Source organism: Dellaglioa sp. CoH-57-MRSF-16 (assembly GCF_056782055.1).
On record NZ_JBXAXZ010000002.1, the window covers coordinates 169,319 to 195,884 of the forward strand.

A 26,566-nucleotide genomic window follows, 5' to 3' on the forward strand; every position below is an offset into this window, starting at 1 on the left:
AAGAAAATGGGGGTCGTTAAATTGATCGATAAAAATCTTGACCAGGCTTTAGAAATTTTAAAAGAACGTGGCGTACGTATAACACCACAGCGTAAAATAATTCTTGAATATTTAGTAACGCAACATAACTACCCATCTGTTGAACAAATTTTTAACGGAATTAAAGATGGAAGCGTAGGGTTAGGCATAGCTACCGTTTATAATACGTTACAAATATTAGTTGCTCAAAAATTAGTGATAGAATTGTCTAATGGCGATGATGGTAAAATGCGCTACGATTATTTTGGTATTCCACATTATCATGCTATCTGTCTTAACTGTGGCAAAATAACAGATATATTTACAGAATTAACTTTTCATGAGGCAGAGCAAGAGGCGGAAAATAAAAGTGGTTATATAATTGAAAGTACACATGTCGAGACGTTTGGATATTGTCCAGAATGTCAAATAAAACTGGGTTTAACAGAAAATAAATAATATATATCAGTAGATAAAATAAGCTTTAAAAATATGGTTGGTAGTACCAATTTGTAGATAGTACCCATTTTACATAAAGGTTACAGCTGTACAAAATCAGATGTCACACCTTTAGTATAAATAATTAAAGAGTTATATTATTAAGTTTTTGCGTTATACAAACTAATATTTCCACAAAAAAAGCAGAACTTATAGTTCTGCTTTTTTTGTGGAAATATTTAAGTAAATGACCAAGGCACAAATTTCACACAGTAAGATTAAAATTGTCATTGGAACATAAGAATGATCCCCCATAATCCCAACGAATGGAGAAAGAATACTTCCAACTAGATTCATACCAACACCAAGTATGGCAGAAGCACTTCCTGCGTGTTGCCCTTGTTTCTGCATAGCTAATGAGAAGGCCGTTGTATTTACGATACCAACCATTGAAACAATTAAAAATAAACTGATGAGCACTAGTAATAACGAGTTACTAATAAATAATGAGGTCGTTAATAGTAGACTACCAAGTAAGGCAAGGTAAACACCTAATTTTAGACCAGTCTGTTCAGAAAAAGTATCTGAAATTCGTGAACTTAATTGAGACATTATAACGATACCTAAACCATTAATTGCATAGACTAAACTGAACATATTAGAGGATAGACCAAAAAGATTTTGTAAAACAAATGATGATCCAGAAATATAACAGAACATTGCACCTGAGATAAAGCCTTGAATTAGAGCATAACTCAAGAAAAATTTATCAAAAATTAAACTTTTAAGAATTTTTTTCGTTGAATCACCAGTATTTGATTGCGACTTCTCTGGCACAATCTGGTTAGTTTCTGGTAACGTCACTAATACAAGAAGAAATAAAAGAAAACCAATTACAGTTAAGATAACAAAGATACCGCGCCAAGATGTGAATTTTAGAATAAAACTGCCAAGTATGGGCGAAATAATCGGGAAAATTCCATTAACAGCCATTAAGAGCGAGAAAAAACTGGTTAATTTTTTTCCGGTGTATAGGTCTCTAGCAATTGCTCGAGAGATTACAAGACCAGCAGATCCCGCTAAACCTTGCAATAACCGGATAATAACCAAAATTGTTATATTCTGACTTGTTGCTGCGATGATAGAGGTAACAGCGAACAAGATGAGTCCCAAAAGTAATGGCTTTCTACGGCCAATTTTATCACTGTAGGGTCCAACTATTAATTGGCCAAGCGCCAATCCAAGTAAACAAGTCGTAATCGTCAACTGGGTAAGCGATGCAGTTGTATGTAAGTGTTGTTGAATAACTGGTAATGCTGGTAAATACATGTCCAATGATAATGGACCAAAAGCACTTAATGTTCCTAATAAGAAGGTTAAAAATAATTCATGTTTTTTAGGATTTTTAAAATAAGAAAAAACCAACAAATTCACGTCCTTTTAAATGATTAATAAATATACCATAGAATAAATATTAATAAGTTACAATAGTATTGTTAAAATTTTGGTCTATCAATATAAGTTGCTTAGGTTTATGCGTTAATCGATTTAACAATTCAGGTACTTCTAATGAAGATAAATGTGAATTGATTGGGAGACTATCTTTATTATTTTCCAATAAATCGGTCAGTGAATAGCTATTTTGGGTAGACAAATTAAAATCGCCTAACTTATTTTCTATATTTACCAAGATATATTTCTCAGGATGCCTTTTAATTCCTACAGAAGTAGCATCATTTAATGAAATCACTTCTGAATCAGGATAAAAATACGTCAATAATTGGGAGGTTGGCTTATCTAGTACGATTATTTTTTCTAACTTGTTAGCTACTGTCGCTAACTTATGAATTAAATAAAGATTTTCGTTGGCAACGTTAATAGCAGTTAATTCTTCGACTTTTAAAAGTTTAATGAGATGATCTAGAATCGTAATTTCAGTGTAGTAATTAGTATCTGTTGTGTCGACAGTATTTAAAATTAGAACATCTAAAGGTAGTCGGTTTAAGTCGTGAATCCATTTCTTCGTTCTCTTTTTATGAGGTCCAGCTAAGCGAGTATCACCAGCTAAGAAGGAGTACTTCTGCTTTTCATCTTCTACTAAAAAAGCTAATGAACCCGTGTGTACTGAATCTGATAAAAAACCAATCACTGTAAAATCTCCAATAGTTAGTGCGGTGTTAATCGGAATAATTTTGTAATTTAAGTGTGTTTCACTAATTTTACCTAGTAAGACAAATTGTTGTTTTAATTCAAATGCCTCTTTGGATAAATAGATAGGTAATTTTTGCATCATAGAAGATTCAAGAATTTTTTCATGGATATCTATTGAGAAGTATGAAAGAAAAAGAGCGTCTGCTTGTTCATTTAGTTGTGAATTAACGTTAAATTGAAAGATTGAATGTGAACTTTTAAATTGTGAACTACTATCAAATAAGTTGTTTACTATACTAATTTTGGTCATTATATTCCTCTCTTTCTAATTAGAACTATCATACCATGATGAACCTGAGTCGTCATGCTTGTCTAAAATAATCAGTGGTGTACAATGTAATTATTAAATAAGAAAGCTGGTAATTTCATGTATTTAAAAATAAGTGAAGACGCAAAAAGCAAGATTATGAAACTTATGGGTAATGATTCAGAAATCTTGCTTGATTTTGACGATGGTGTTGGTGCTTTATCAAATGAAGGAACATGTACGTTAGATTCAAGCTTTAGAATGTTAGTAATTGATGACCAGAACGATAGCAAGGCATATGATGGAACAATTGATTCAGATTTAGGTCCCATTAGAGTAAAAGGGTACAGCAAAACTTATATGGATGAGAACATGCAACTTGTCGTTAATGAACGATTCAACAGTTTAGCATTACATGGAGATAATTCAGGACTATTAACAGGTAATGTTAGCTTAGAAAGTCTTGTTAAAAACTAATAAAAAATCGTAAACAATAAAAATTGTTTACGATTTTTTTTAGTTTATTTTTTAATTTTTCTCTCATAACGTGTGTAGTAAAGGAAAGCAACTAGTCCAGAAAGGACAGGACCAGATATCATCCAGAGAGCATTACTTAATGTATCGCTGATAACAGTGAAAATAATTCCAAAGGCTAAAACTAACCAGACGACAATAGTAATAATATTTGTAAGTGTTCTATTCTTATAAACTTCAAAAGGTCGATTTAAGTCTTGACGTTTTTTAAAGAATGGAAATGCACCAATTAAAAATAGATAAGGTACAGAAGTTGAGATATTTCCCATTAACGTTAATTTTGAATAGAATAATGTTGAATTTGAACCTCCAAATGAAACAGCCATGATAATGACAATAACGACGGCAGCTTGAATCCACATTGCAAATTCAGGCATACTATGCTTATTTAATTTCGTCATTTTTGCTGGCCAGATATCCTTAGGTGTTCCAAGAATAAATGATTTGAGTGGTGAGTAAATCAAGACGAAGAATGCACCTGTATAAGCCATGAACATACTTAAACCAGTAATTCTAGCAAGTGTATGACCAAAAATTGTCGAAGCACTTGCGCTCATACCAAAGCTTTGACCTGCAAAATTACCTAAGTTTTCCATCAATATGTAAGAGATGTTACCTAAGTTGGCATTTTGACCACCAAGTTTACTCCAGTTTGTACTAACACCCCAGAAGAAGATTGAGATTGAGTAAGCAAAAAGAATTAATAAAGTGGAAATGATTAAACCCTTTGGAAAATTTTTCTTAGGATTTCTAATACTATCTGTAACACCACTAACTGATTCCATACCACCGTATGCAAAGATGGCAAAAACAATAAATGAAATTAGGGCGATAGGTGATTGATAGCTAGGATTTCTAGAAGTTATAATACTTGTCATACCATGCCATGGTTCTTGGAGTGCACCATGATTAACAATTAAAATAACAATACTTAATAGTAAAAAGATAGCATTTAAACCTAAAATAGCAATACCACCAACTGAAGAAATCTTGGCAATACTACTGATACCTCGACTAGCGACAAAGGTAACTAGCACAATCCAAAGAATTGCAAGAATACCGATAGTTTGTGTTGAAGATAGGCCAAAGATAGCCCAAGATTGTGTTTGATCACTTCCAGAAAAAATTGTTGAAAGTGGAATCCAAACTTTAGATGCAATTGATACCATCCAGACAATCCATGCAAAAAGCCAAATAAATGTTCCTGTGAAAGCAAGTTTGGGGCCAATTGATTCAGCTAACCAAGAATAAATGCCACCTTTTGATTCATTTAAAGCTGAACCATATTCTGCAAACATCAAAGCAGTTGGTAAGAAAAAGAAGAATGCTGCTAAAACGTACCAGATAATACTAGCGTAACCCATTTGAATAAAGGCGACGGGAGTATTTGCAAATCCAAAAATAGTTGTAAAAATCATTAAAATGAAACTTGTTAGGGAAATTTTCTTTTGTTTGTCCATAAGACTTTTGTAATTCCTTTCGGTTTCTTATATTTATAAGTTTTGGTCAGTTTTAAAATTTAATGGTGATAGGTCAGTTGATAATGTAATTAGCTGACTAATTAAGGCCTTAACCTTGATTTCAGCAGCTTCAGTAATTTTTAGATTTTCTTCAGTTAAAAAATCTGTTAGGTCTGTACCACTTTTAGAAATTGCCTCTGTTTGAATCCGTTTTACGGAGGCATTGAATTGGATAATTAAATCTTTTTGGAGATCTTTCAGTAATGAGCTAAATTCTAAGTAATGTGAATCAACCAAAATACCTAATTGTTTATATAACCAGTAAGCAGATTTGTCATCATATACATCGGTACCAATTTTATAATTCTCCGGTGTATCCGTAATACCAGCAAAGAAAGGTACATAAGCACTTTGAGCCGTAACACCCATTGATAGCCAATGGATACCACCAATTTCAAAAGGTAAATCAGGTCTAATTTGTAAAATATGAGACTCTTGTGTTTTTGCTAAACTAATGGGTCTGAATTTATGTTTATCACTGATTGAACCAGTTCCAATCGGATCATATTGAGTTCCTTGGAAATGTGAGCCAAGAATTTGTTCTAAATCTTCACGTTGAATTAAATGATCAGCCTGACGAATGAACGGTAAATTCATACTCATAGGATCTTGTGAAGCAACTGATGGTGTTAAAAGTAATTGGCCATACCAAACTCTTGGTGTGCTGTAAATGGCATCAGATTGATCATGAGTTCCAAAGATATCTCTAAAATTAAATGAATCTTTTTGGTTATTTAAATGATTATCAGAAACAAATTTCTGAATACCAGAACTAAACATAAAATTAGCGGAATCAGTAAAGTTAATTTCTTGAATAGCTAGTTGGTTGGCAACAACTGCATAAGAATCATCCGGAATACGTTGCGCAACCCAATGGTGACCGGTTGCAATTTCCATATACCAAACATCTTTTTGATCAGAGAACAAGACACCATTTGTTTCACTTGAACCGTATTTTTCTACTAATGATCCAAGGTAACTAACACCTTCTTTTGCGGAGTGAATATAGGGAAGAGTAATTGTTACAATTGCTTCCTCACCAATTCCGTTTTCAGTTAGTAAGGGATCGTAACTGAGAACCCGGCTATTAGCGTATGCACTTTCAGTAGCGCTCATAGCCACACCATATTCATTAAAGCCATCTTCTTCAAAAACACCAAATTTTGGTGTCCATTCAGGAGTAGCTGAATATTTACCACGAATTTTTGGTAATGGCATTTTAAAGTGATTATCTGGTGATTCAAATAAAGGTGATTGTTCAAATTCTGTATGAGCATGAATAACAAAATGTTTTGGCCATGCTGTTTTTGCATCTTCATTACGGCCAATAAAAGTCGACCCATCTGCAGTTGCTTTAGAACCAGCTAAAACACTTGTACATGCTGAAAAATTAAAAGGGTCTGTCGTCATGGATATTTCTCCTCCCAGTAAATAAATTTAGATATTACCATTTTATCATTTAATTGCTATTTTTAAACGCCATTTGTAAATAAATATTCGTATTTAACCGGTTACGCTGTATAAGGTTAGTTTAATAGAAATTTAAAATGAGAGATTACTCATTTTATTAATATTATTGTTTAATAAAAGGTAAAATGAAAAGAGTCACATATAATAGGAGGGAGATTTATGAAGTTATCAATTTCTGATAAAAATAAACGACTAGTTATAATTGTATTTTCGGGATTATTAATTGCATTATCCCTTAATTTCTTTCTGATTCCAGGAAATATTTTTGGAGCTGGTGCCAATGGTATTGCCCAATTACTTTCTGCTATTTTTTATGATCTATTTCATATTAAAATTGGTACTGGATATCTAATTATGTTAATAAATATTCCAATTGGTATATTAGGCTGGTATAAAGTAGGACGTTCATTTACATATTATAGTGTACTGACCGTCGCTTCTTCATCTCTCTTTACGGTAATTTTACCCGTTCATCAATTATCAACTAATCCATTAATGGCAGCATTATTTGGTGGTGTAATAAGTGGTATTGGGGTTGGATTAGCATTAAAATTTGGTTTTTCAACTGGTGGGATGGATATCATCGCACTTGTTCTAGCTAAAACGACAGGTAAAACAGTCGGTTCATTAATGTTATCAACAAATATGATTATTATTTTAACGGCTGGATTTTATTTCAGTTGGGAAAGTGCTTTGTATACAATTATTTCTAATTATGCTATGTCTAGAGTTGTCGACGACATCCATACATCGCATCAAAAGTTAACAGCATTTATTGTTACAAAAGAAGCAGATTTAGTTGTTGGAGCGCTCCAAAAATCATTAATTCGTGGAATTACAGTTATTGACTCAAAGGGCGCTTTCTCAAATGAAGAAAGTAAAGTTTTGATGTTAGTTATTACACGTTATGAATTATATAATTTAAAAATGACAATTAGTGATGTTGATCCAAATGCATTTATGAACTTAGTTAATACCGCTGATATTGAAGGCAATTTCCTAAACTCAGACCAACAAGAATTATTAAGAAAAGGGCAATCAACTAAATAAAAAGGAGATTCGTTATGCCAATTATAAATATTGATTTAATTGAAGGTCGTTCACAAGAACAACTTAAAAATTTAGTTAAAGATGTGACTGAAGCTGTTTCAAAAAATACTGGTGCACCTACAGAGCATATCCATGTAATTTTAAATGAAATGCGTAAAGATCGTTATAGTGTCGGTGGTATTCTAAAAAGCGACGAAAAATAAATATCATTAAATATGACTTCTGGTATATTCCAGAAGTCATTTTTTATAAAAAAATAACAGACCATTACTGATCTGTTACTAATTAACGATTATTTAGCTAAATTTAAATAATTTTTTAAGTAATGAGCAAGCCCATTTTCTTGGTTATTTAAAGAGGTAACATCATTGGCTAGACCTCTAATTTCAGAAGTACCATTTTTCATTGCCACACCCCAGCCAGCATATGAAAGCATTTCTTTATCATTACTTTCATCACCAAAAGCAACGATATCTTTTTGAGAGATACCATAGTAATCTGCTAGATAAGAAACACCAATTGCTTTTTGAATCCCTTTTGAAACAACTTCTAGAACAGGTTTTGGTCCGCCCCAAGTGTTGACTTCGATAACATCACCATATTTTTCAAGTAGTCTAGATGTAATTAATTGTTTTTTATCTTGATCGACAAACATCGTAATTGATGTCGGATCATGTTGTAAATTTTGTTTATTAAGAATTTGATTTGATCTTAAAACTTGTGGGAAAAAGCCTTTCACTAGCTGACTTGCATTGTCAGCCAATAACATATTTTTTCCTTCGGCTGCTAACATGTTAATACCTAATTCTTTTCTAGCGTTAAGAATATCAAAAACAATATCTCGATTAATTGTATATTCGTATGATTTATCCCAATTTTTATGTGGAATATGTGCCAGGGCACCATTAAAATTAATCATTGGAGTTGTTAACCCTAATGAATCATAAATTTGTTTTGAGATACGATATGGGCGTCCCGTTACAATACTGACAATGTGTCCTTCAGCTGTTGCTTGAGTAAGTACTTTTTTTGTTGTTGAACTAACTTCTGCATTATTATTTAAAGTTGTGCCATCTAAATCAATTGTAATTAACTTTTTGTTCATCGTTATTGTTCCTCCATCAACTTAACTTATGTGTAGTAAGATTTACAGTTTTTTATCTTAGTTAGTTCAGGATAGCATTTGAGTATGCAGTATTCAAACGTATTTAACCTTTTTTTATCTATTGTTATAAAATCGTATCTTTAATTTAATCCGGCTTCATAGTAACTTTGGCGCCGTATAACATTATTTTTTAGAAAAAGTAAAGAGTTCAGTAACATTAAAACAATAGATTGCAATGCTAAAATAGAAACGATAAACTAGTAATATTAGCTATTCAAGAGAGGATTAATCCTATGAGTGAAAGACGAAGTGCAGAAATAATTAAGCAAGATATTTTGACACATTTAGAAAAAGTGATGGATCCTGAATTGGATATGGATATTATTAATTTAGGTTTAGTATATGAGATTGAATTAGACAATGACAATAATTGTAATGTACAAATGACTTTAACCACTATGGGTTGCCCGTTAACAGGTGTTCTATCTGATTTAGTCGAAGATGCGTTAAAGCCAGTGCTAGAAATAAAAAAAGTAACTGTACAATTTATATGGAGTCCAGCCTGGTCAATTGAACGTATGTCTAGGTATGCAAAAATGGCACTCGGTGTCCATTAAAAGTTAGGGGGAAATTAAATTGATGATGCGAAGAAGATACATATTTATAGTAGCTATCTTACTACTTACATTCTTTACCACATTTTTATTTTTTAAGATGCAGGAAAAAGATTTAATCACAAAATTAGATAATCATAATCTATCTAAAAATGCATATGTTCTTAAAACAAAAGAACAAAATTTAGATAAATATAATACAACGTTAGCAAAATCAGAAAAAATTTCTGATTTTCAAATTCATTATCAAGTAAAAAACAAAAAAAATATTTCTTATTTTTATGCGAAGGGTAGTTATGATAAGCCACCAATGGTTTCTGGAACTTTTTTCTCAAATAATGATTTTTTATCTGAAGTTCCGGTAGCAGTAGTTGGTCGAAATATTGAAAAAAAATTATACTCGCCATTTCATCAGCAGTATTATAAATTAAATGGGCAATACGTTTCTGTCATCGGTATTATGGGTGATAAATACAATTCTGAGTTGGATAATCAAATTTTTATTGCAATGTCAACTGCAGACATAAGTAAATTGAAGGCAAATAATACAAATATTATTCTTGATTCAAAGCATGTCGTGACTAAGAATGTGTTAACGACCGAATTAACTAATACAACAGTTTCCAAACAGGTTAATGATAATTTAATTTTAACTAATAACTCATGGATTAGTCGACATTGGCAACAAGCGGTGGGCTTAATGGCTGTTATTGCTAGTGTTATGGTCGCAACTTATATTTGGATTGTTGGTGTTAGTAAACAAATTCGTAATCAGAAATTTATCAAACAATCAAAAAAAGTTATTATTTGGAATAACTTGCTAATTTACATGGGATCATTCTTAGTTGGTGGCTTAATAGGAACTGCGATTGGTCAGTCACAATTTTCGATTAAAACAAATATGATAGCTCTGTATGAGTTCGAAGGTACTCTATTTATCGTTGCTTCCGTTGTTTTCTACTTTGTTATCCGTAGAAGAGTTAATAAACGTAATAATTAATAAAAACGCCAAATCAGTTAGATTCATTATCTAACTGATTTGGCGTTTTTTATGTAAACATGATTATATTTGATTTTTAAAATTTTGTAACTCAGGTGATAAAATCATTCTAATTTTTGTTAAATCACTTAAATTTTTGGTGCCAAGTAACAGCATAAGCATGTTAATTTTTGATTGATAATCTGATATGGTATTTGTTAGCGCATCTTGACCTTGTTTATTGAGAATGTGTAAGAATGCACCAGAGATACCAACACTTTTAGCGCCTAAAGCGAGACATTTAACAATATCTAATGGGGTACGAATACCACCAGAGGCAAAAATTGTTAAGCCTGTTTGCAGAGATTTTGTATCAATGAGACTTTCAGCTGTAGTTAAGCCCCAATCCTCTAGAAAGGAGAAATCTTTAGCATGTCTACGTTCGTTTTCAATCATGGCAAAATTTGTGCCGCCACGACCAGAAATATCAACATAACGTACACCAATATCAGCTAATTGTTGAACCGTTTTATGAGACATCCCAAAACCAACTTCTTTAACAATAATGGGTACTTCAAGCTTATTTACGATTGTTTCAATATTCTTCAACCAATAAAACTCACGTTCACCTTCTGGCATAATAATTTCTTGAGCGGCATTAATATGAATTTGTAGGGCGTTTGCTTCAATCATATCAACGGCTCTTTTTGACTGATCTAGTGTTGCATTGGCGCTTAAATTAGAAAAAATGAGACCATTTGGATTCTTTTCACGAAGTATTTTAAATGTATGAGCCTTAGAAGGGTCTTTTAAGGCGATACTTTGAGAACCTGTCGCGATTGGTGTATTTGTGATAGCTGCAACTTCGGCTAATTGTTGATTTAAAATACCCGTTTGTTCACTGCCACCAGTCATAGCATTAATATAAAAGGGCGATTGAAACGAGAAATTTGGAAGCTCAACGCTAGATTGAATATCATTAATAGAAAGTTCAGGTAAATTTGAAGGAATAAGCTTGATCTCATTCAATTGATTTTTTGATTCCGTATTGAATAATTTTTCGGCGATAAATACGTGTTCATCTTTTCTGTGACTTTGAATTAAATTATCGTCTTTAATCATAAAAAACTCCTTATCCTATAAGGTCACTTTGATATCCAAAGGTTGAATATCATTTTGTGCCCAATCTTTAAATAATTCAGTACGATTTGTTTCAGAGGTTGCTAATGCAATACCGCAATCACCACCGCCAGCACCTGATGTTTTTGCGGCAGCATGTTGGGATTCTGATAAATTACAAAGGGAAGTTAATGATTCGGTTTCAATTATTACCTGACTAGCATCGGCTAATTGTTGTAAAATCATTCGATTATTTGTAATTTCTTGTTGAATAATGATGGAATTGTTTAATTTAAAGCCATCAATCATTGCAGTGACACATTTTTTTGAATCTTCTAAAAATTCAGAGTAAGTCTTTTTTTGTTTTGCTTTAAAAAGGGCCATCTTATCAACAAAAATGGAAGTTGAAGCTGGAGAGCCAGTCCAACCGATTAATAATTCTAAATCTTTAGGTTGCGGTAGGCGTTGGACAGAAAGCATAGGCCAATCCATAGATAAAAGTTCGGTTAGTGGCGTACCTTGTCTCATAATTTTTAACCATTCTCGATCAAATGAATAATAAGCAATCCATCCGCCATAAACACTAGCGGCAATATCTCCGAGTGAACCATTTCCTTGAACATCTAGGTGAGCCATTGCTGATAATTTAAATAGAGCGTTATCCGTTAATTTTAAATTATAAAATTGTGAAACGGCACGAACGGTTGCTACGGTAACCGCAGCAGAACTGCCCAAACCATATTTTTTACCATCAGTACTATCTAAATCACTATCAATATTGACATGATAATTAACCATCTGTTTTCCGATGGATTGTGCATATAATTCGGTTAAATGAATCGCCGATAATATGTAGTGAAAGGGGTTATCTCGATTATCAAAAATAATTTTTGTCCCTTGACGATACCAAGATAAAGAATTTTCTTGGTATTGTTTAGATGAAATACTACCTGTTTCTTTACTCTTTTTAATTGTTACAGTTACAAACTGATCAATAGCAACAATAATTGCTGGTGATCCAGGTTCAACAATTGCGTATTCTCCTGCAATATAAAGTTTTCCTGGTGCTTTAGCGGTGATCAAATAGCTCAATTCCTTTCAATATGGATAACACTAAATAAGTGTCGCTCCAGGTCCAGGCTTGGCAACCAAAAGATTTTTTGCACCAAAAAGTGGACTTAATTTATTTAAAATATAAGGTGTTTCAGTTTTGGAACAAATTATTTTAACATTTGGACCAGCATCCATTGTGAAGTAACAGGTAATACCTTCTTGACGCAAGTCACGAATAGCATCCATAGCACGTATGCTGTCAGGATTAAAATAAGTAAAGCTGGGATTAGCGCTTAAAGTTGTTGCGTGCATTTTCATTGCATTATTTTCAGCAATTTGACCAACTTTTTCGAGGTTTTTCTCTATAATAGCCTTTTTCATATCAATTAAATCACGTTCAGAAGATTTAACCCATTCATTGTAGAAAGGTGATGTGTCCACGGAATGTTGCATTCCAGAACGAGAATCAATCGCTTTTTCATGACTATTAATCATAATAGCAATCATTTGAAGATCCCAATCAATCGTTTCTTCAATCGGTATAGCAAAGGAGTCTTCATCATTGTGACCTTTTTCCCATTCAACTAGGCCACCAAAAATAGAGCGACTAGCTGAACCAGAACCACGACGTGCTAATCGTGATAAATCGCGTTTATTTAAATTTAAACCAATTGCTTGACTAGCAGCAAGCGCAAGTGCAGCATATGCGCTCGCTGATGACGCAAGTCCTGCTGAAGTTGGAACGTGATTTATTGATTCTACTTTAGCGTAAATATTTTTTTGTGCTTGATTACGAACAATATCTAAAAAGGCTGATACTTTGTTATCCTTTTTTTGTTTAGAATTTAGAAAGAAGGTATCTTCAGTTAGCGTATCGTCAAAAGTTACCGTAGTATCGGTATAAAAATGATCTAACGTTAAGGATAGGCTATTGTTGTAAGGAATAATTAAATCTTTATTTTGTTTACCCCAGTATTTAATGAGTGCAATATTAGTATGGGCGCGAGCTGAAATTTTATTTTTCAATATGTTGTGACTCCTTTTTAAGGGGTTGAATCCAAGTTGCAATGGCACCATTACGATTTAAGAGATGGCTTAGATTTAAAGCTTCTTCGGGTGTTTTAACTAGGGCTATCATACAGCCACCGCCACCACCACCGGTAAGTTTGGCACCTAAAGCGCCATTTTCTAGACTTGTTTTGACAAGTGCATCTAATTTGGGATGACTAACACCTAAAGATTTTAGTAAATGATGAGCCCTAGATAATGTGTGTCCTAAACTTATAGCATCATCTGTCGCAATTTGTGCCTTAGCCATACTTGTTAATTGACCAAGTTCGGAAATTATTTTTTCAGTAACGTCAGGACTTGATAAGACGCGATCACGAACTTGACCAACAGTTAAACCCGTTTGGCCCTTGATTCCCGTATCAGCAATCACTAAGGTTGCCTCTATGTTTAATGGGACAGGGTAAGCCTCTTGGTGCTTAATGAACCAAATGGGATCGCGGCTACTGGTTGTTGCGGCATCGATACCACTTGGAGAACCATGTGTGGTTGTTTCAGCGATATTGGCAATAAGTAGAAGTTCATCGCGTTCGATTTTCGTATCAAAAAAAGCGTACAAACTTCGAATTATGGCAATAACTGTGGCAGCGGAAGAACCCATCCCTCGTTCAGATGGGATGTCACTTTCAATCGTTAATTTAAATGATTGATGTCGTTTATTCAATGATTTTAAAATGTACTGGATAACTTGCTTAATGCCACGCATATTCATGGGAACATTTTTCAGTTCACCACTATAAAAACGACTTGTGATCCATTGTTTATCTGCCATTGCTTCCGTTAAAACTGATATTTTAACATTTGGTAAAGGGAGGGCAATAGCGGGTTGGCTATAAACAACAGAGTGTTCGCCGATTAATATAATTTTAGCATGGCTAGTACCAAGAAATTTTGCTTCTGTATTATCTGACAAATTGTTCAAAAAAAGAGTCCTCTCTAGATGAATTTACTTCCATTATCATACCTTAAAATTGTCGTTATAGCTATAATGGACTGGATGAACTTTGAGAATTTATAATGATTTAGTTTTTGGCATATGATTCTTTAATCAATATGGTAAAATAAACATAAATGCGTTAACTTAAAAAGACTGGTGATAAACTTCAATGAATAAAAATACGATTTATGCTGTAGTGGATATTGAAACGACGGGAACAAATCTTAAAAGTGGCGATCGAATGATCCAATTTGGTTGCGTTTTAGTTCAAAAAAATCAAATAATAAATTCTTTCTCGTTTGATATTAATCCTGGTATGGCAATTCCGAAAGTTATTACAGAATTAACAGGGATTACAAACCGTCAAATCAGAAAGGCTGCCTATTTTGAAGACGTCGCCGCAACGATTTACGCGATTCTCCAAGATACAGTTTTTGTTGCGCATAATATTAACTTTGATTTGCCATTTATCAATAGTGAGTTAGAAAGAGTTGGCTATCCTGCATTATCAATAAAAGGTGTCGATACTGTACAGCTTAGTCAAATCTTATTGCCAACAGCACCCAGTTTTAAATTAAAAGATCTGAGTCGATATTTGAATCTGACTCACGAAAATCCGCATCATGCCGATAGTGATGCCCATGTGACAGCTGAGTTATTTATCTTCTTATTAACTCGACTAGAAACGATTCCAAGAGAAACCTTATTTGAAATAAATCGTTTAAGTTCATTTTTATTAAGAAATACAAATGAATTATTTTCTGATGCGTACAGTGATAAAAATAGAAGACAGGAAAGACTACCAGATCATCTATACATTGTTGGAGGGATTGTCCTTCAACGTAGGAAACAAGATACATTTAATTTAACGAATTATGTTTATCCTGAAGCAGAAGTAGATAAGAAAAAAATATTTGAAAAACAATTAAGTTGGCGACCTGAACAAGCAAAGATGATGGACCTTATTTCTGAACATTTAAAAAGTGGAAATCGAACATTAATTATTGAGGCTCCTACAGGAATCGGTAAAACATTAGGTTATTTAATTCCAGCAGCTTATCATGCTCAAAATCGCAAACAAATTGTGATTAGTAGTGCGACAACATTACTTCAAACCCAGTTGATGAATCAGGCATTACCGTTACTTAACAAATTATTGCCTTTTCAAACAGCTGCAGTAAATTTGAAGGGCAGTAACCATTATATAAATTTAGCGGCGTTTAAAAAAGAATTAACACAAAAAGAAACCTCTGGACAGATAGCTTTAATGAAAATACGTATCTTAGTATGGCTGACAATGACTAAAACTGGTGAACTTGATGAATTAAAACTTTCAAGTTATCAAAATCCCATTTTTAATCAAATTGAACATCAAGGGGTTGGGAGTTTAGTATTAACTGATCAATTTTTTGAAGTTGACTTTATTAATACGTTATATAAACAAGTTGAATCGTCAGCAATTATTTTTACAAATCATGCTTTTTTAATGAAGCATCCTGGTTTATTTAACTCAGATCGTACAAAACTTGCGCCTGAATTAATTGTAGATGAAGCACAGCATCTTGCTGATGTTGCTCTACAGTCAAATAAAGGACGCATTCGATTCTGGAAAATTATTAATATGTGTGATTCATTATTGACTAGCATACAAAGTTCACAAAAATTTTCTTTTAATGACTTAATGGCAATTAATTTCTTAACAGCTAGTGAAAACAATCAATTATTAACAGAAATTAGGAAATTACGGGAATCAGTTGAGTTACTCATCAGACAATTTTCAAGAGAATATGGTCGACAAATTAGTAGGAATTCAGCAGCAAAAAATGAAACGACCGGAAAAGCAATTATTTTAAAATCAACTGAGCTAATTGGATTGATTAATCGAAATAAAATTATGCTTGAATCTGTTTTAAAAGTGATAACTGTTTTAAAAAGAGATGATGCCATTTTACGAGATCGTTATATCGCTGCAAAAAGCCAACAAAATATCGGCCAAGATGAGCAACAGCTTTTGAATCGTGTTCATAACTTTTTTAAGCAATTATTTGCAGAAACTGAGGGCTGGACTATATTTGAACAAAATCAAGACAAGCTAAATGAAAAGGTGCTTTGGTTAAGTTTTCCGATTAACGGACAAACAGACAAAATGCAATTTGAATTTAGTTTATCAGATGCAACTCATTTTCTTTCTGAAGTAATTTATCGGCACTTTAATCACCTGACGTTTACTGGGGCGACTTTGTTACTACCAGGTAATCCTGATTACATTATTGATCAGCTAGATATACAAGATGATAATTACAAAATCAAAAAATTAGGGAGTCCTTTTGATTATAGTAACCAAGCTAAATTGTATGTAGCAAGTGATGCTTTTGATGTTCGATCATCAAAAGAGCTTTATGAATCTTACTTGGCTGATTCAGTTTATGAGATTATAAAATCACAACGTAAACAAACGTTAATTTTATTTAATTCGCTTGATACGATAGCAAATGTTTATGGGTTATTAACAAAAAGAGGGTTACATCTTGATCGTGAACTTTTAGTTCAGGGTGTTACAGGACGGCCTGAAAAATTAAAAAAACGATTTTTATTAGGTAAAGACGCTATTTTAATGGGTACTGGTAGTTTCTGGGAAGGCGTTGACTTACCAAATGATAGATTAGAACTTTTAATTGTGACGCGGTTACCATTTGAGTCTCCAGAGTCGTTAAATGTAAAGGCGAAAGAAAAAGAGTTTGAAGGTCAAGGTAGGGATGTATTCAGTGAGTATTCACTGCCTAGAGCAACAATGAAGCTTAAACAAGGGTTTGGACGCTTAATTCGGACGTCAACCGATAAAGGGGCAATGATTGCATTGGACAATCGATTGATAAATCAAAGTTATGGTAAAAAAATGATTGAAGTATTGCCGGATGAATTACAACTTATAAATGAACCATTGGCAGATATTATTATTGATTTAAAGACGTTTTTATCTAATTCTGATAGTTAATCAGAATTAGATAATGTCTGTTATAATATGACCGTATAAAACTAAGACAGGAGAAAAATTGATCATGCGAAGATCCCCCAAAAAATCAAAAAACATCGTTTTTCTTTCGATACTTGGTACGATATTAGTTATTGTGGTAAGTGCTTTTATTTTATATAATCGCGCAAAATCACCGATGGCTACAGCTGAAAAAGAAGCTGTTACAATTGCTAAAAAATACGCAAAACTAGATAAAGAAACAGCATTTTATAGATATAATAGGGATGCAACTTATTTTACAGTTGCAGGGACAACAAAAGCTAATAAAAGAATTTATGTGATTGTTGCTCAAAAAGGTGGAAAAGTTAAAGTCTTATCACAATCAAATGGTAAGACAAAAAATGATATTTTAACTTATATCTGGAATGAAAAAAAACCTAGTAAAATATTGAATGTCGGACTTGGTATATACAACGGTGTACCTGCATGGGAAGTGAGTTATTTGAACAAGAAAAAAGCTCTTTGTTATGAAACACTGCAGTTCTCAAATGGTAAAGTTTTAAAATCCGTTGAAAATATATAATTGTCTTATGGACTAATATATCTGACTAATGATATTATAAAAGGAATGAAATCGATCTAGCAACTAGGACCGTAATGAGGAGGAAGTTTATTGAAAACAATTAGTATAATTGATGCTAAAAACCATGTAGACGAAGAAGTAAAAATCGGTGTTTGGCTTACTAATAAAAGATCAAGTGGTAAGATTGCATTTTTACAATTACGAGATGGAAGTGCCTTTTTCCAAGGTGTCGTGATAAAAAGTAATGTCAGTGAAGAAACTTTTGAAATGGCAAAAGAGTTACATCAGGAATCTAGCCTTTACGTTATTGGTGAGATTCATGAAGATAAACGCTCACCATTTGGCTATGAAATTGAAGTTAAATCACTTGAATTAGTTGGTGATAGTCAAGATTATCCAATTACACCTAAAGATCATGGAACAGAATTTTTGATGGATCATCGTCATTTATGGTTACGTTCAACGAAACCATATGCAGTTATGCAAATTAGAAATGAAATTATTCGCGCAACATATGAATTTTTCAATAAAGAAGGTTTTATAAAGATTGATGCGCCTATCTTAACTGGTAGTGCACCAGAAGGTACAACTGAACTTTTCCATACTAAATATTTTGACAAAGATGCCTATTTGTCACAATCAGGTCAATTGTATGAAGAAGCTGGGGCAATGGCCTTTGGTAAAGTATTCTCATTTGGACCAACTTTTAGAGCTGAAAAATCTAAGACAAGACGCCATTTAATTGAATTTTGGATGATTGAACCCGAAATGGCATTTATGCACCAAGAACAAAGTCTTGAAGTACAAGAACAATATATTGCGTTCTTAGTACAAAATGTTTTAGATAACTGTGACTATGCTTTAGATATTCTCGAAAGAGATAAAGAAGTCTTAAAAAGTTATACAAAAACACCATTCCCTAAAATTTCTTATGATGAAGCCGTCGAATTATTACAAAATTCTGGTGAATTTCCTGATACTAAATGGGGTGATGATTTTGGATCTCCTGAAGAAACTTATTTGGCAGAACATTTCAGTATGCCAGTATTCGTTTTAAACTATCCTAAAGCAATTAAACCATTTTACATGAAACCACATCCAACGAGAGAAGACGTCGTTATTTGTGCTGACTTATTAGCTCCTGAAGGTTACGGCGAAATTATTGGTGGTTCAGAACGTGAAACTGATGTAGATAACTTAATAGCACAAATTAAAAAAGCTGGATTGAACGAAAAAGATTACGAATGGTATTTAGATTTAAGAAGATATGGTAGTGTTCCTCATTCAGGATTTGGTCTTGGATTAGAACGCGCAACAACTTGGATTACAGGTGAAGAACATATACGTGAGGCTATTCCATTCCCACGTCTATTAAACCGTATTTACCCATAAAAAAGTAGAGAAAAAGAACCTTTAAACGAAATTGTTTAAGGTTCTTTTCTTAATTAAGGAGGCATTTTCGTTATGGATGCATTTATGAGTCAATTTTTAGAAGCAGGGGAAACCCATGTGTCTAATTTAATTTTACGGAATTATCGAAAAATTGGATTATCAAGTGATGAATTAATTTTCTTAATCCATCTATTAAGCTTTAATCAAGCAGGTAATAAATTTCCAGATACAAATCAAATTGCCAGTCAAATGGGCGTGACGGCCCAGGAAACCTATACATTACTGCAGAAATTAATCGAAAAAAAAGTTATTTCTATCAAAACAATTGATGATTCAAATGGGTACAGCACCGATCAATTTGATTTTAGTGTGTTATATGAAAAATTAAATAATTTAAGTCATAGGACACAAGAAAAGGTTGAAGTTGTTAAGAGTAATAATTCTCGAAAAGAGGTTTATGAAAAAATTGAAGTTGAATTTGGAAGACCTTTATCACCAATGGAATTAGAAAGTATTAGCATGTGGATTGATCAAGACCACTATATTCCAGAACTAATTTTGATGGCGTTGAAAGAAGCTGTCCTTAATCAGGCATACAGTTTAAAATATATGGATAGAATTTTACTAAATTGGGAAAAGAAGCATATAAAAACAAGTCAAGACATAAAAAAAGATAAAGAAAAAAGACAACAACAGAACTTTTCAAATAATGTGAAGAATAATGACAATACAAAAGAATCTAATGATAAACCGGAAATACCCCTATATCATTGGTCAAATTAATGAAATAAATAAAAACCTGGCGATATTCAGAATTTTAACTGAATATCGCCAGGTTTTTATTTAACGAGTAGCAGACGAAACGGCTTTACTGCTGTCTGCTTTAGATGAAGCACTTGAACTAATAGCGGAGCTAGAACTACTAGATGAACTAGAACTTTCTGAAGAACTAGAACTACTTGAACTAGAAGAACTGCTTGAACTAGATTCTTCTGAAGAACTAGAACTATTTGATATCTTAGGAACTGAATATGAACTGCTATCTGCTGTTGTTGTTTCTGCAGTAGATGAATCTGTTAATGATAATTCGCCATTTTTCAGATAAACGTCAGAAGGTTTTGTCCAATCCGTATTTGAAACTGATTGGGAAACGTACTGCATTAAGTTTTTATAAATACCTACAGCTAGATGTTGAGAATTAACATCTAAGTAGTTATTTGCGACTAATGGTGAATCATAACCTGTCCAAACTGCAATTGAGTAATTTGAAGTATAGCCGGAAAATAATGAATCCATAACTGCGCTAGATGGAAATTTAGAAGCAACATTTGATGGATAATCAGTAGTACCGGTTTTACCCGCTTGGTAAAGACCCGGTATTTGAGCTGCCGTACCTGTACCATTAGAACTATTAATAACACCTTTTAGCATATCAGTAATCATATAAGCAGTTGATGTTTTCATTGCTCTAGTACCTGAGCTAGAATAATTTTCAACTGTACCATCTTTTCTTTCAATTTCTGAAATATAAGTCCCTTTGTGATAAGTTCCACCATTTGCAAATGCTGCATAGGCTTCTGCATTTTGAGTCGTTGACATGTTTGCACCGATACCAGATGAGTAAGTATCAACTTGATCCTTAGAGACACCAAGTTTTTTGACGAATCCTTGGGCTTTTGATAATCCAACCGCTTCAAGTGTCCGAATAGCAGGGATATTACGTGATTGAATCAAAGCATTTCGCATTGTCATTGTTCCAAGATAGCTATTATCAAAATCATTTAATTGTTTTGTAGTAGCATCAGGGTAGTAATATTTTGTATCGCTAACTTTTTGATTAGTTGGGTAGTCTAGATATTCAATAGCAGGACCGTAATCCATAATAGGTTTCATGGTTGAACCGTTGCTTCGACTAGTTGCGACAGCCCGATTATACCCGAAAGTAACATTTGTTTGTTTACGGCCACCAATCATAGCTGAAATAGCGCCAGTTTTTGAATCAACCATGGTAACAGCTAATTGCATTTTACTGTCAGGATAGACCACATAGTTATTTGTATTAGCTATATCATAAAGTCGTTTCTGAGCATCCAAATCTAAGTTTGTACGAATCTTAAGACTACTGTTATAAGGATCAAAACCTTTATCTTTAACAGACTGAATAACTTCTTTTAAATAGGAATCAGAAATTTTTGCATTATAAGTATCTTTTTCGGCAGAATGTGATGTTCTTAGGCCTGAAGTAATTGGTGTCGCTTTAGCTGTACTTGCTTCGCTTGCCGAAATTTTGTTATTTGCTAACATTGCATCAATAACTTCATTACGTCGTTCCTTTGCGTATTCTGGATGCGCGTAAGGATTATAAGAAGATGGGGCATTAGGAATACCAGCAATTAACGCGATTTGTTCTGTATTTAATTTATTCAATTTTTTACCGAAATAGTAATTTGCAGCAGTTTGCATCCCGTAAATACCATTTCCCATAAAGACTTTGTTAGCATAGAACGTTAAAATCTGAGATTTACTGTATTTACGCTCTACTTGTAATGCTAGCCATGCTTCTTGCGCTTTTCGTTTTATTGTTTGATCAGATGCTTTTGTCGAAAAGACAGATAATTTAATAAGTTGTTGTGTTAAAGTACTACCACCTTGAAGACCAGCTGATCCACCAGTGATATTTGACAAGGCTGCACCTACAATTCGCACAGGATCAACGCCATTATGTTTATAGAAACGTTTATCTTCGATTGAAACAATGGCATCTTTTAATAGTTGCGGCATGTCAGACGATTCAGCGTAGACTCTTGAAGTTCCTAAGGTAGTGATGATTTCATCATTCTTTGCATAAATGACACTTGCAGGGGTACTTTCAAGACTACTTGATGTTATTTTTGGTGAATCTTTGGCGTAATAGAAAAATAAACTGATACTAGCAATTACGCCAATAACGAATAGAGCAAGTAAGCTCAAAAAAATACGTTTAAAAAGTTTACCTTTACTATTTTTACCTTTGTTGCCTTTTTTGTTAGTGCTTATTTCTTGTTCGCGTCGCGCAACACGAGTAGTACCTTTATTATCAGCTGTTGCCATAAATAAAATTCTCCTTTAATTATATAAAGCCTTAATTATAGATGCTCTATCATTTTATCAACGTATTTTAAATAGGGAATGACCGGATTTAAAGTATATTGTATCTCGAATCCTTCAGTTTGGACTGTTTTCAATGGAATTGATTTACGACCATTAACACTCTGCTTATCCCAGTAAGTAAATAGCGTTTTTGATGGTAGTAAGTAGACCTTACCTAAGGTTGTGAACTTCATTATAACAAAACTAATTCCTCTTTGTAATACACATGATTTCATATGGTTAATTTGGTGCTCATGAAAATTACTTAACGGAAATGAAGTTTTATTTTTAGTTTCTTTAGCTTCAAAATCTAAATAGTGGCCATCGTATATGCCATTGTAGTCAGTTGTTGACGCAGTTTGAAAGTAAGCTTCTTTAATAACAGCTGCACTTCGTTTAGGATAATCAACTTTTACAATTTGAATAGGCGTTGGTTTTTTGTGAATGACAGCCATATTATGAGCAAGGTAAAATGCGTTGCTTACGTTGATATCATCCTCTAATGACATCCCCCGTTTACCAAACAACAGCATATTTGACTTTTTTTGCGTATTTAAAGGTGATTGTTCATAAAGTTTTCCATTAGGATAATTAATACTCACAGTTATTTCACGCTCCAATCTAAAATATTATAACAATAAGTGATATAATTTAATAGCTTTAAAGGATTTGGTAACATATTCTTAATATAAGAAAGGAATATTTAATCAATTATGAAGCGTTTATGGGTGACTGGTTATAGAACATACGAATTAGGTATTTTTAATGAAAATGATCTTAAAATAAAAATCATTAAAAGCGCAATTAAAAAAAATATTATTAATGAAATAGAAAATGGATTGAAGTGGGTTATAACTGGCCCTCAGCTTGGTGTTGAGCAATGGACGGCACAAATTTGCCTAGATATACAAAATGAATATCCTGATTTCAAGGTATCAGTTATGCTACCATTCAAAGAGTTTGGTAATAATTGGAAAGATGATAAAAAATTAGTTTTAAATCAAATATTAAATGATGTAGATTTTTCTGATTATGTTAGTAAGGATACCTATCAGTCGCCACAGCAATTAAAAAATTATCAAACTTTTATGATAGAACACACAGATGGCGCGTTATTACTTTATGATTCAGAAAATGAAGGCAAAACAAAATTTGATTTATTAAAAATAAAGCAAACTAAAGAAGTGAAAAACTATGCATTACGTATGATAGATTTTATGGAATTAGAAGATATTGCAAACGAAATGGAAGAGGAACAAAATAATCATTTGAATTATTAAATAATTCTGCTATAATAAACAGGTATTAACATTATTTATGAGAAATTAGTGATGAGGTGTACGAATATGACGGATGTTAATTTTGTACCTAAAGATATCTTACAAAAACATTTTGAAACAAAAATGCGTGGATATGATTCTAAAGAAGTTGACGAATTTCTTGACGATGTTATTAAAGATTATGAAACCTTTGATAAGAAAGTCAAAAAACTTCAAGAAGAAAATGATCGTTTAATTGCTCAAGTCGACGAACTTACAAAACAGGTTACTGTTGGTAAAAGTTCACAGACGACCCAAACAACATCTACAACTTCAAATATGGATATTCTTAAACGATTATCTAATTTGGAACGTCGTGTGTTTGGTGCACAGTTAGATGAGAATGAAAATTCTAGAAATCAATTTTAAATTAATTGAATGATGTAATATAGATTCAGTGTAAATTTCGGGTAATTGCGGTCTATTAAGTTAGGCTGAGGAAAGTCCATGCTTGCACAAGCTGAGATGCTTGTAGTGTTCGTGCTTGGTGAAAAAATAAGCCAAGGTACCTTCGGGTAACGGCGGATAAAATGACTAAGGCTTCGGCTATGTCAAAGTAATCTGTAAAGTGCCACAGAGACGATACAATATTGGAAACGGTATTGCTGGAACGCGGTAAACCCCACGAGTAGGCAACCCAAACTTTGGTAGGGGCGCTTCATGACGGAAATGAACAAATCATGGGGGCAGATAATATCTGGAGATAGATGATTACCACTGATTTCATCGCCTGAGATGGATGACGTACAAAACATGGCTTATAGAAATTTACATGATTTCAGGATGAACTAGGATGAAGAATTTTCTTTTATCCTAGTTTTTTTATTAAAAAAATTAAATTATAGTGAAGGTGCAAAATGGAAACTTTTAAATTATTGGCAACCGCAGCTAGCGGTATTGAGTCAATTGTTGGAAACGAACTTAAACATATGGGTTATGATGTTCAAGTAGAAAATAGTCGTGTCCGCTTCGAAGGAACAATGGAAGATGTTATTAATACAAACCTATGGTTGAGAACCGCAGATCGCGTTAAAATCATTGTTGGTGAGTTTACGGCTACGACTTTTGACGATTTATTTGAACAAACAAAAGCAATCTCTTGGGATAAGTTTTTACCATTAGATGCGGAATTCCCTGTTCAAGGAAAATCTCAAAAATCAACACTCTATAGTGTTCCAGATGCCCAAGCAATCGTGAAAAAAGCAATTGTTGATCAATTAAGTGATGTCTATCACCGTACAACACGCTTACCAGAGACGGGTTCAAAATATCCATTGGAAGTTGCTATTAATAAAGATAACGTCTTATTGACACTTGATACAACGGGTAGCAGTTTATTTAAACGTGGTTATCGTGTTGAAAAGGGTTATGCTCCTTTAAAAGAAAATATGGCAGCTGCGTTAGTTATGTTAACTAATTGGTATCCAGAAAAACCTTTTGTTGATCCAGTATGTGGTTCAGGAACAATCCCAATTGAAGCTGCATTAATGGGACATAATATTGCACCTGGTATCGGTCGTTATTTTGTATTCGAAGATTGGGATTTTGTTGAAAAAGGACTATTTGATCGTTTAAGAGAAAAAGCAAAAGGTGAAGCAAATCTTGATGTAGTATTAGATATAGCAGGTTATGATATTGATGCTGGCATGATTGAAATTGCTAAAAAGAATGCCGCTGAAGCTGGCGTCTTGGATAGTATTGAATTCAAGCAACTTGCTGCAAAAGATTTTACAACAGAAAAAGAAAATGGTGTTTTAGTCGCTAACCCACCATACGGTGAACGATTGAGCGATACTGAATCTGTACGTGTTTTATACAAACAGATGGGTGTTGTTTATAAACAAATGCCTACTTGGAGTAAATATATCTTAACAAGTGACTTAACTTTTGAAGAATATTATGGTTCAAGAGCATCTAAAAAACGTAAGCTATATAATGGCTCATTGAGAACGGATTATTTCCAATATTGGGGTAAACGTAAACCAAGAGCATAATAAATAATAAGTTTAAAAGCTATCTAATCAACGATTAGGTAGCTTTTTTTATTTAAGATAAAAAAAATAAGTGTTATCTCTTTACTTATTAATAGTAAGTGATATACTAAGTTTATTCAAATAGAGAAGGGGAAATTAATTATGAAAACTCAATTATTAGATCTTATGGAACAACGTCGTTCAATTTACGCTTTAGGGGATAAAGTAAGTCAAACACCTGATGAAATTACTGGTGTTATCGAGGATGCTATAAAGAAATCACCAACATCATTCAATAATCAAACAATTAGAGCAGCAATTTTATATGGTAAAAATTCAGACATGGTTTGGGATATCGTTGAAAAACGTCTTAAATCTGAGGTTCCTAATGCTGAAGCATATAAGAAAACTCAAGAAAAGATTGCAACATTCCGTGCTGGATTTGGAACAATATTATACTTTATAGATACTGATGTTGTTGCTCAAAATGAAAAAGATTTTGCTTTATACGCTGATAACTTCAGAGTTTGGGCAGAACAAGGTTTGGGCGGTGCTCAACAAAGTGTTTGGACAGTATTAGCTGAAAATGGTATTGGCGCAAGTTTACAACATTATAATCCACTTATTGATACTGAAATTAAAAATGCGTTTAATATCCCTGGAAACTGGGAATTACGTGCACAAATGCCATTTGGTTCAATTGAAGCAGCGGCAGGAGATAAAGATTTCATGTTAGATGATGACAGATTCTTAGTTATTAAATAATAGTTCAAAAAGATGAAACTTAAGGTTTCATCTTTTTTTATGGAAAAATATAGAATATCTGATCAATT

25 protein-coding genes and 1 other RNA gene are annotated in these 26,566 nt (G+C 33.0%); 15 read left to right on the top strand and 11 right to left on the bottom strand.

Annotation, left to right across the window (positions count from 1 at the left end; genetic code table 11):
* The first annotated feature begins 21 nt into the window (after positions 1-21).
* Complete coding sequence (locus AC1RPH_RS02790) at positions 22-477, top strand: Fur family transcriptional regulator (protein WP_481761276.1); 456 nt, start codon at positions 22-24, stop codon at positions 475-477.
* 189 nt (positions 478-666) lie between these two features.
* Here AC1RPH_RS02790 and AC1RPH_RS02795 read toward each other — a convergent pair whose 3' ends face one another.
* Positions 667-1,881, bottom strand: a complete 1,215-nt coding sequence (locus AC1RPH_RS02795; protein WP_481761277.1) for a multidrug effflux MFS transporter — start codon at positions 1,879-1,881, stop codon at positions 667-669.
* Between the two features lie 49 nt (positions 1,882-1,930).
* Positions 1,931-2,917, bottom strand: coding sequence for an MBL fold metallo-hydrolase (locus AC1RPH_RS02800; protein WP_481761278.1), 987 nt, complete (start codon positions 2,915-2,917; stop codon positions 1,931-1,933).
* A gap of 117 nt (positions 2,918-3,034) precedes the next feature.
* Between AC1RPH_RS02800 and AC1RPH_RS02805 the strand changes: the two genes are divergently transcribed.
* Positions 3,035-3,391, top strand: a complete 357-nt coding sequence (locus tag AC1RPH_RS02805) for an iron-sulfur cluster biosynthesis family protein (protein WP_481761279.1) — start codon at positions 3,035-3,037, stop codon at positions 3,389-3,391.
* A gap of 44 nt (positions 3,392-3,435) precedes the next feature.
* On the opposite strand, the gene yjeM is transcribed toward AC1RPH_RS02805, so the two are convergent.
* Entirely contained in the window at positions 3,436-4,908 is a 1,473-nt protein-coding gene (gene yjeM / locus AC1RPH_RS02810) for a glutamate/gamma-aminobutyrate family transporter YjeM (protein WP_481761280.1), read from the bottom strand.
* A 33-nt stretch (positions 4,909-4,941) separates the two neighbouring features.
* Positions 4,942-6,378 (bottom strand): C69 family dipeptidase, encoded by a 1,437-nt coding sequence (locus tag AC1RPH_RS02815; RefSeq protein ID WP_481761281.1) that lies wholly within the window; start codon positions 6,376-6,378, stop codon positions 4,942-4,944.
* A gap of 219 nt (positions 6,379-6,597) precedes the next feature.
* Here AC1RPH_RS02815 and AC1RPH_RS02820 point away from each other — a divergent pair, with 219 nt between their 5' ends.
* Positions 6,598-7,488 (top strand): YitT family protein, encoded by an 891-nt coding sequence (locus AC1RPH_RS02820; RefSeq protein ID WP_409022584.1) that lies wholly within the window; start codon positions 6,598-6,600, stop codon positions 7,486-7,488.
* Between the two features lie 14 nt (positions 7,489-7,502).
* The gene (locus AC1RPH_RS02825; protein WP_481761282.1) at positions 7,503-7,691 is read left to right on the top strand and encodes a 2-hydroxymuconate tautomerase; all 189 of its coding nucleotides are present in this window, start codon (positions 7,503-7,505) and stop codon (positions 7,689-7,691) included.
* An 89-nt stretch (positions 7,692-7,780) separates the two neighbouring features.
* Here the strand turns inward: AC1RPH_RS02825 and AC1RPH_RS02830 are convergent, their stop codons facing one another.
* The gene (locus AC1RPH_RS02830) at positions 7,781-8,593 is read right to left on the bottom strand and encodes a Cof-type HAD-IIB family hydrolase (RefSeq protein WP_409022582.1); all 813 of its coding nucleotides are present in this window, start codon (positions 8,591-8,593) and stop codon (positions 7,781-7,783) included.
* Positions 8,594-8,886: 293 nt separating this feature from the next.
* On the opposite strand from AC1RPH_RS02830, the gene AC1RPH_RS02835 reads away from it, so the two are divergent.
* Both AC1RPH_RS02835 and AC1RPH_RS02840 read left to right on the top strand, forming a co-directional pair.
* The gene (locus AC1RPH_RS02835) at positions 8,887-9,210 is read left to right on the top strand and encodes a metal-sulfur cluster assembly factor (protein ID WP_481761283.1); all 324 of its coding nucleotides are present in this window, start codon (positions 8,887-8,889) and stop codon (positions 9,208-9,210) included.
* Between the two features lie 22 nt (positions 9,211-9,232).
* Complete coding sequence (locus tag AC1RPH_RS02840) at positions 9,233-10,207, top strand: ABC transporter permease (protein ID WP_481761284.1); 975 nt, start codon at positions 9,233-9,235, stop codon at positions 10,205-10,207.
* 63 nt (positions 10,208-10,270) lie between these two features.
* Here AC1RPH_RS02840 and fni read toward each other — a convergent pair whose 3' ends face one another.
* Genes fni through mvk form a run of 4 tightly spaced genes read right to left on the bottom strand, consistent with a single transcriptional unit; the run spans position 10,271 to position 14,339 of the window.
* The gene (fni, locus tag AC1RPH_RS02845; protein WP_481761285.1) at positions 10,271-11,308 is read right to left on the bottom strand and encodes a type 2 isopentenyl-diphosphate Delta-isomerase; all 1,038 of its coding nucleotides are present in this window, start codon (positions 11,306-11,308) and stop codon (positions 10,271-10,273) included.
* A gap of 15 nt (positions 11,309-11,323) precedes the next feature.
* Positions 11,324-12,388 carry a phosphomevalonate kinase gene (locus tag AC1RPH_RS02850; RefSeq protein ID WP_481761406.1) on the bottom strand — a complete coding sequence of 355 codons (1,065 nt, stop codon included), beginning with the start codon at positions 12,386-12,388 and terminating at the stop codon, positions 11,324-11,326.
* A 30-nt stretch (positions 12,389-12,418) separates the two neighbouring features.
* Entirely contained in the window at positions 12,419-13,384 is a 966-nt protein-coding gene (mvaD, locus tag AC1RPH_RS02855; RefSeq protein WP_481761286.1) for a diphosphomevalonate decarboxylase, read from the bottom strand.
* The gene (gene mvk / locus AC1RPH_RS02860; RefSeq protein WP_481761287.1) at positions 13,374-14,339 is read right to left on the bottom strand and encodes a mevalonate kinase; all 966 of its coding nucleotides are present in this window, start codon (positions 14,337-14,339) and stop codon (positions 13,374-13,376) included. The genes mvaD and mvk overlap by 11 nt, the downstream gene beginning before the upstream one ends.
* Positions 14,340-14,532: 193 nt before the next feature.
* On the opposite strand from mvk, the gene AC1RPH_RS02865 reads away from it, so the two are divergent.
* The 4 genes from AC1RPH_RS02865 to AC1RPH_RS02880 all read left to right on the top strand — a co-directional run bounded on the left by AC1RPH_RS02865 (position 14,533) and on the right by AC1RPH_RS02880 (position 20,095).
* Positions 14,533-17,358, top strand: coding sequence for a helicase C-terminal domain-containing protein (locus AC1RPH_RS02865; protein WP_481761288.1), 2,826 nt, complete (start codon positions 14,533-14,535; stop codon positions 17,356-17,358).
* A gap of 64 nt (positions 17,359-17,422) precedes the next feature.
* Positions 17,423-17,920 (top strand): cell wall elongation regulator TseB-like domain-containing protein, encoded by a 498-nt coding sequence (locus AC1RPH_RS02870; RefSeq protein WP_481761289.1) that lies wholly within the window; start codon positions 17,423-17,425, stop codon positions 17,918-17,920.
* 90 nt (positions 17,921-18,010) lie between these two features.
* On the top strand, positions 18,011-19,312 hold the full coding sequence (gene asnS, locus AC1RPH_RS02875; protein ID WP_409022573.1) for an asparagine--tRNA ligase: 1,302 nt from the start codon (positions 18,011-18,013) through the stop codon (positions 19,310-19,312).
* A 72-nt stretch (positions 19,313-19,384) separates the two neighbouring features.
* Positions 19,385-20,095: a DnaD domain protein gene (locus tag AC1RPH_RS02880; RefSeq protein ID WP_481761290.1), complete on the top strand. Its 711-nt coding sequence runs from the start codon at positions 19,385-19,387 to the stop codon at positions 20,093-20,095.
* A 60-nt stretch (positions 20,096-20,155) separates the two neighbouring features.
* Here the strand turns inward: AC1RPH_RS02880 and AC1RPH_RS02885 are convergent, their stop codons facing one another.
* Positions 20,156-22,402 (bottom strand): transglycosylase domain-containing protein, encoded by a 2,247-nt coding sequence (locus AC1RPH_RS02885; protein ID WP_481761291.1) that lies wholly within the window; start codon positions 22,400-22,402, stop codon positions 20,156-20,158.
* A gap of 35 nt (positions 22,403-22,437) precedes the next feature.
* Positions 22,438-23,043, bottom strand: coding sequence for a Holliday junction resolvase RecU (gene recU / locus AC1RPH_RS02890; protein WP_481761292.1), 606 nt, complete (start codon positions 23,041-23,043; stop codon positions 22,438-22,440).
* Between the two features lie 111 nt (positions 23,044-23,154).
* Here recU and AC1RPH_RS02895 point away from each other — a divergent pair, with 111 nt between their 5' ends.
* The 5 genes from AC1RPH_RS02895 (at position 23,155) to AC1RPH_RS02915 (ending at position 26,498) form a co-directional block, all read left to right on the top strand.
* Complete coding sequence (locus AC1RPH_RS02895) at positions 23,155-23,721, top strand: SLOG family protein (protein ID WP_481761293.1); 567 nt, start codon at positions 23,155-23,157, stop codon at positions 23,719-23,721.
* A 66-nt stretch (positions 23,722-23,787) separates the two neighbouring features.
* On the top strand, positions 23,788-24,129 hold the full coding sequence (gene gpsB / locus AC1RPH_RS02900) for a cell division regulator GpsB (protein WP_481761294.1): 342 nt from the start codon (positions 23,788-23,790) through the stop codon (positions 24,127-24,129).
* Between the two features lie 33 nt (positions 24,130-24,162).
* Positions 24,163-24,526, top strand: an RNA gene (rnpB, locus tag AC1RPH_RS02905) — RNase P RNA component class B.
* 91 nt (positions 24,527-24,617) lie between these two features.
* Positions 24,618-25,754, top strand: coding sequence for a THUMP domain-containing class I SAM-dependent RNA methyltransferase (locus tag AC1RPH_RS02910; protein WP_409022567.1), 1,137 nt, complete (start codon positions 24,618-24,620; stop codon positions 25,752-25,754).
* A gap of 141 nt (positions 25,755-25,895) precedes the next feature.
* Positions 25,896-26,498 carry a nitroreductase family protein gene (locus AC1RPH_RS02915; RefSeq protein ID WP_481761295.1) on the top strand — a complete coding sequence of 201 codons (603 nt, stop codon included), beginning with the start codon at positions 25,896-25,898 and terminating at the stop codon, positions 26,496-26,498.
* Positions 26,499-26,566 lie beyond the last annotated feature (68 nt).

Bases quoted from the DNA above. Each gene is read 5' to 3' on its own strand.
- AC1RPH_RS02830 (WP_409022582.1), bottom strand. From the start codon at position 8,593: ATGAACAAAAAGTTAATTACAATTGATTTAGATGGCACAACTTTAAAT.
- AC1RPH_RS02825 (WP_481761282.1), top strand. From the start codon at position 7,503: ATGCCAATTATAAATATTGATTTAATTGAAGGTCGTTCACAAGAACAA.
- AC1RPH_RS02910 (WP_409022567.1), top strand. From the start codon at position 24,618: ATGGAAACTTTTAAATTATTGGCAACCGCAGCTAGCGGTATTGAGTCA.
- AC1RPH_RS02820 (WP_409022584.1), top strand. From the start codon at position 6,598: ATGAAGTTATCAATTTCTGATAAAAATAAACGACTAGTTATAATTGTA.
- AC1RPH_RS02835 (WP_481761283.1), top strand. From the start codon at position 8,887: ATGAGTGAAAGACGAAGTGCAGAAATAATTAAGCAAGATATTTTGACA.
- AC1RPH_RS02915 (WP_481761295.1), top strand. From the start codon at position 25,896: ATGAAAACTCAATTATTAGATCTTATGGAACAACGTCGTTCAATTTAC.
- AC1RPH_RS02870 (WP_481761289.1), top strand. From the start codon at position 17,423: ATGCGAAGATCCCCCAAAAAATCAAAAAACATCGTTTTTCTTTCGATA.
- AC1RPH_RS02885 (WP_481761291.1), bottom strand. From the start codon at position 22,402: ATGGCAACAGCTGATAATAAAGGTACTACTCGTGTTGCGCGACGCGAA.
- fni (WP_481761285.1), bottom strand. From the start codon at position 11,308: ATGATTAAAGACGATAATTTAATTCAAAGTCACAGAAAAGATGAACAC.
- yjeM (WP_481761280.1), bottom strand. From the start codon at position 4,908: ATGGACAAACAAAAGAAAATTTCCCTAACAAGTTTCATTTTAATGATT.
- AC1RPH_RS02880 (WP_481761290.1), top strand. From the start codon at position 19,385: ATGGATGCATTTATGAGTCAATTTTTAGAAGCAGGGGAAACCCATGTG.
- gpsB (WP_481761294.1), top strand. From the start codon at position 23,788: ATGACGGATGTTAATTTTGTACCTAAAGATATCTTACAAAAACATTTT.
- AC1RPH_RS02865 (WP_481761288.1), top strand. From the start codon at position 14,533: ATGAATAAAAATACGATTTATGCTGTAGTGGATATTGAAACGACGGGA.
- AC1RPH_RS02805 (WP_481761279.1), top strand. From the start codon at position 3,035: ATGTATTTAAAAATAAGTGAAGACGCAAAAAGCAAGATTATGAAACTT.
- AC1RPH_RS02815 (WP_481761281.1), bottom strand. From the start codon at position 6,378: ATGACGACAGACCCTTTTAATTTTTCAGCATGTACAAGTGTTTTAGCT.
- AC1RPH_RS02840 (WP_481761284.1), top strand. From the start codon at position 9,233: ATGATGCGAAGAAGATACATATTTATAGTAGCTATCTTACTACTTACA.
- AC1RPH_RS02895 (WP_481761293.1), top strand. From the start codon at position 23,155: ATGAAGCGTTTATGGGTGACTGGTTATAGAACATACGAATTAGGTATT.
- AC1RPH_RS02800 (WP_481761278.1), bottom strand. From the start codon at position 2,917: ATGACCAAAATTAGTATAGTAAACAACTTATTTGATAGTAGTTCACAA.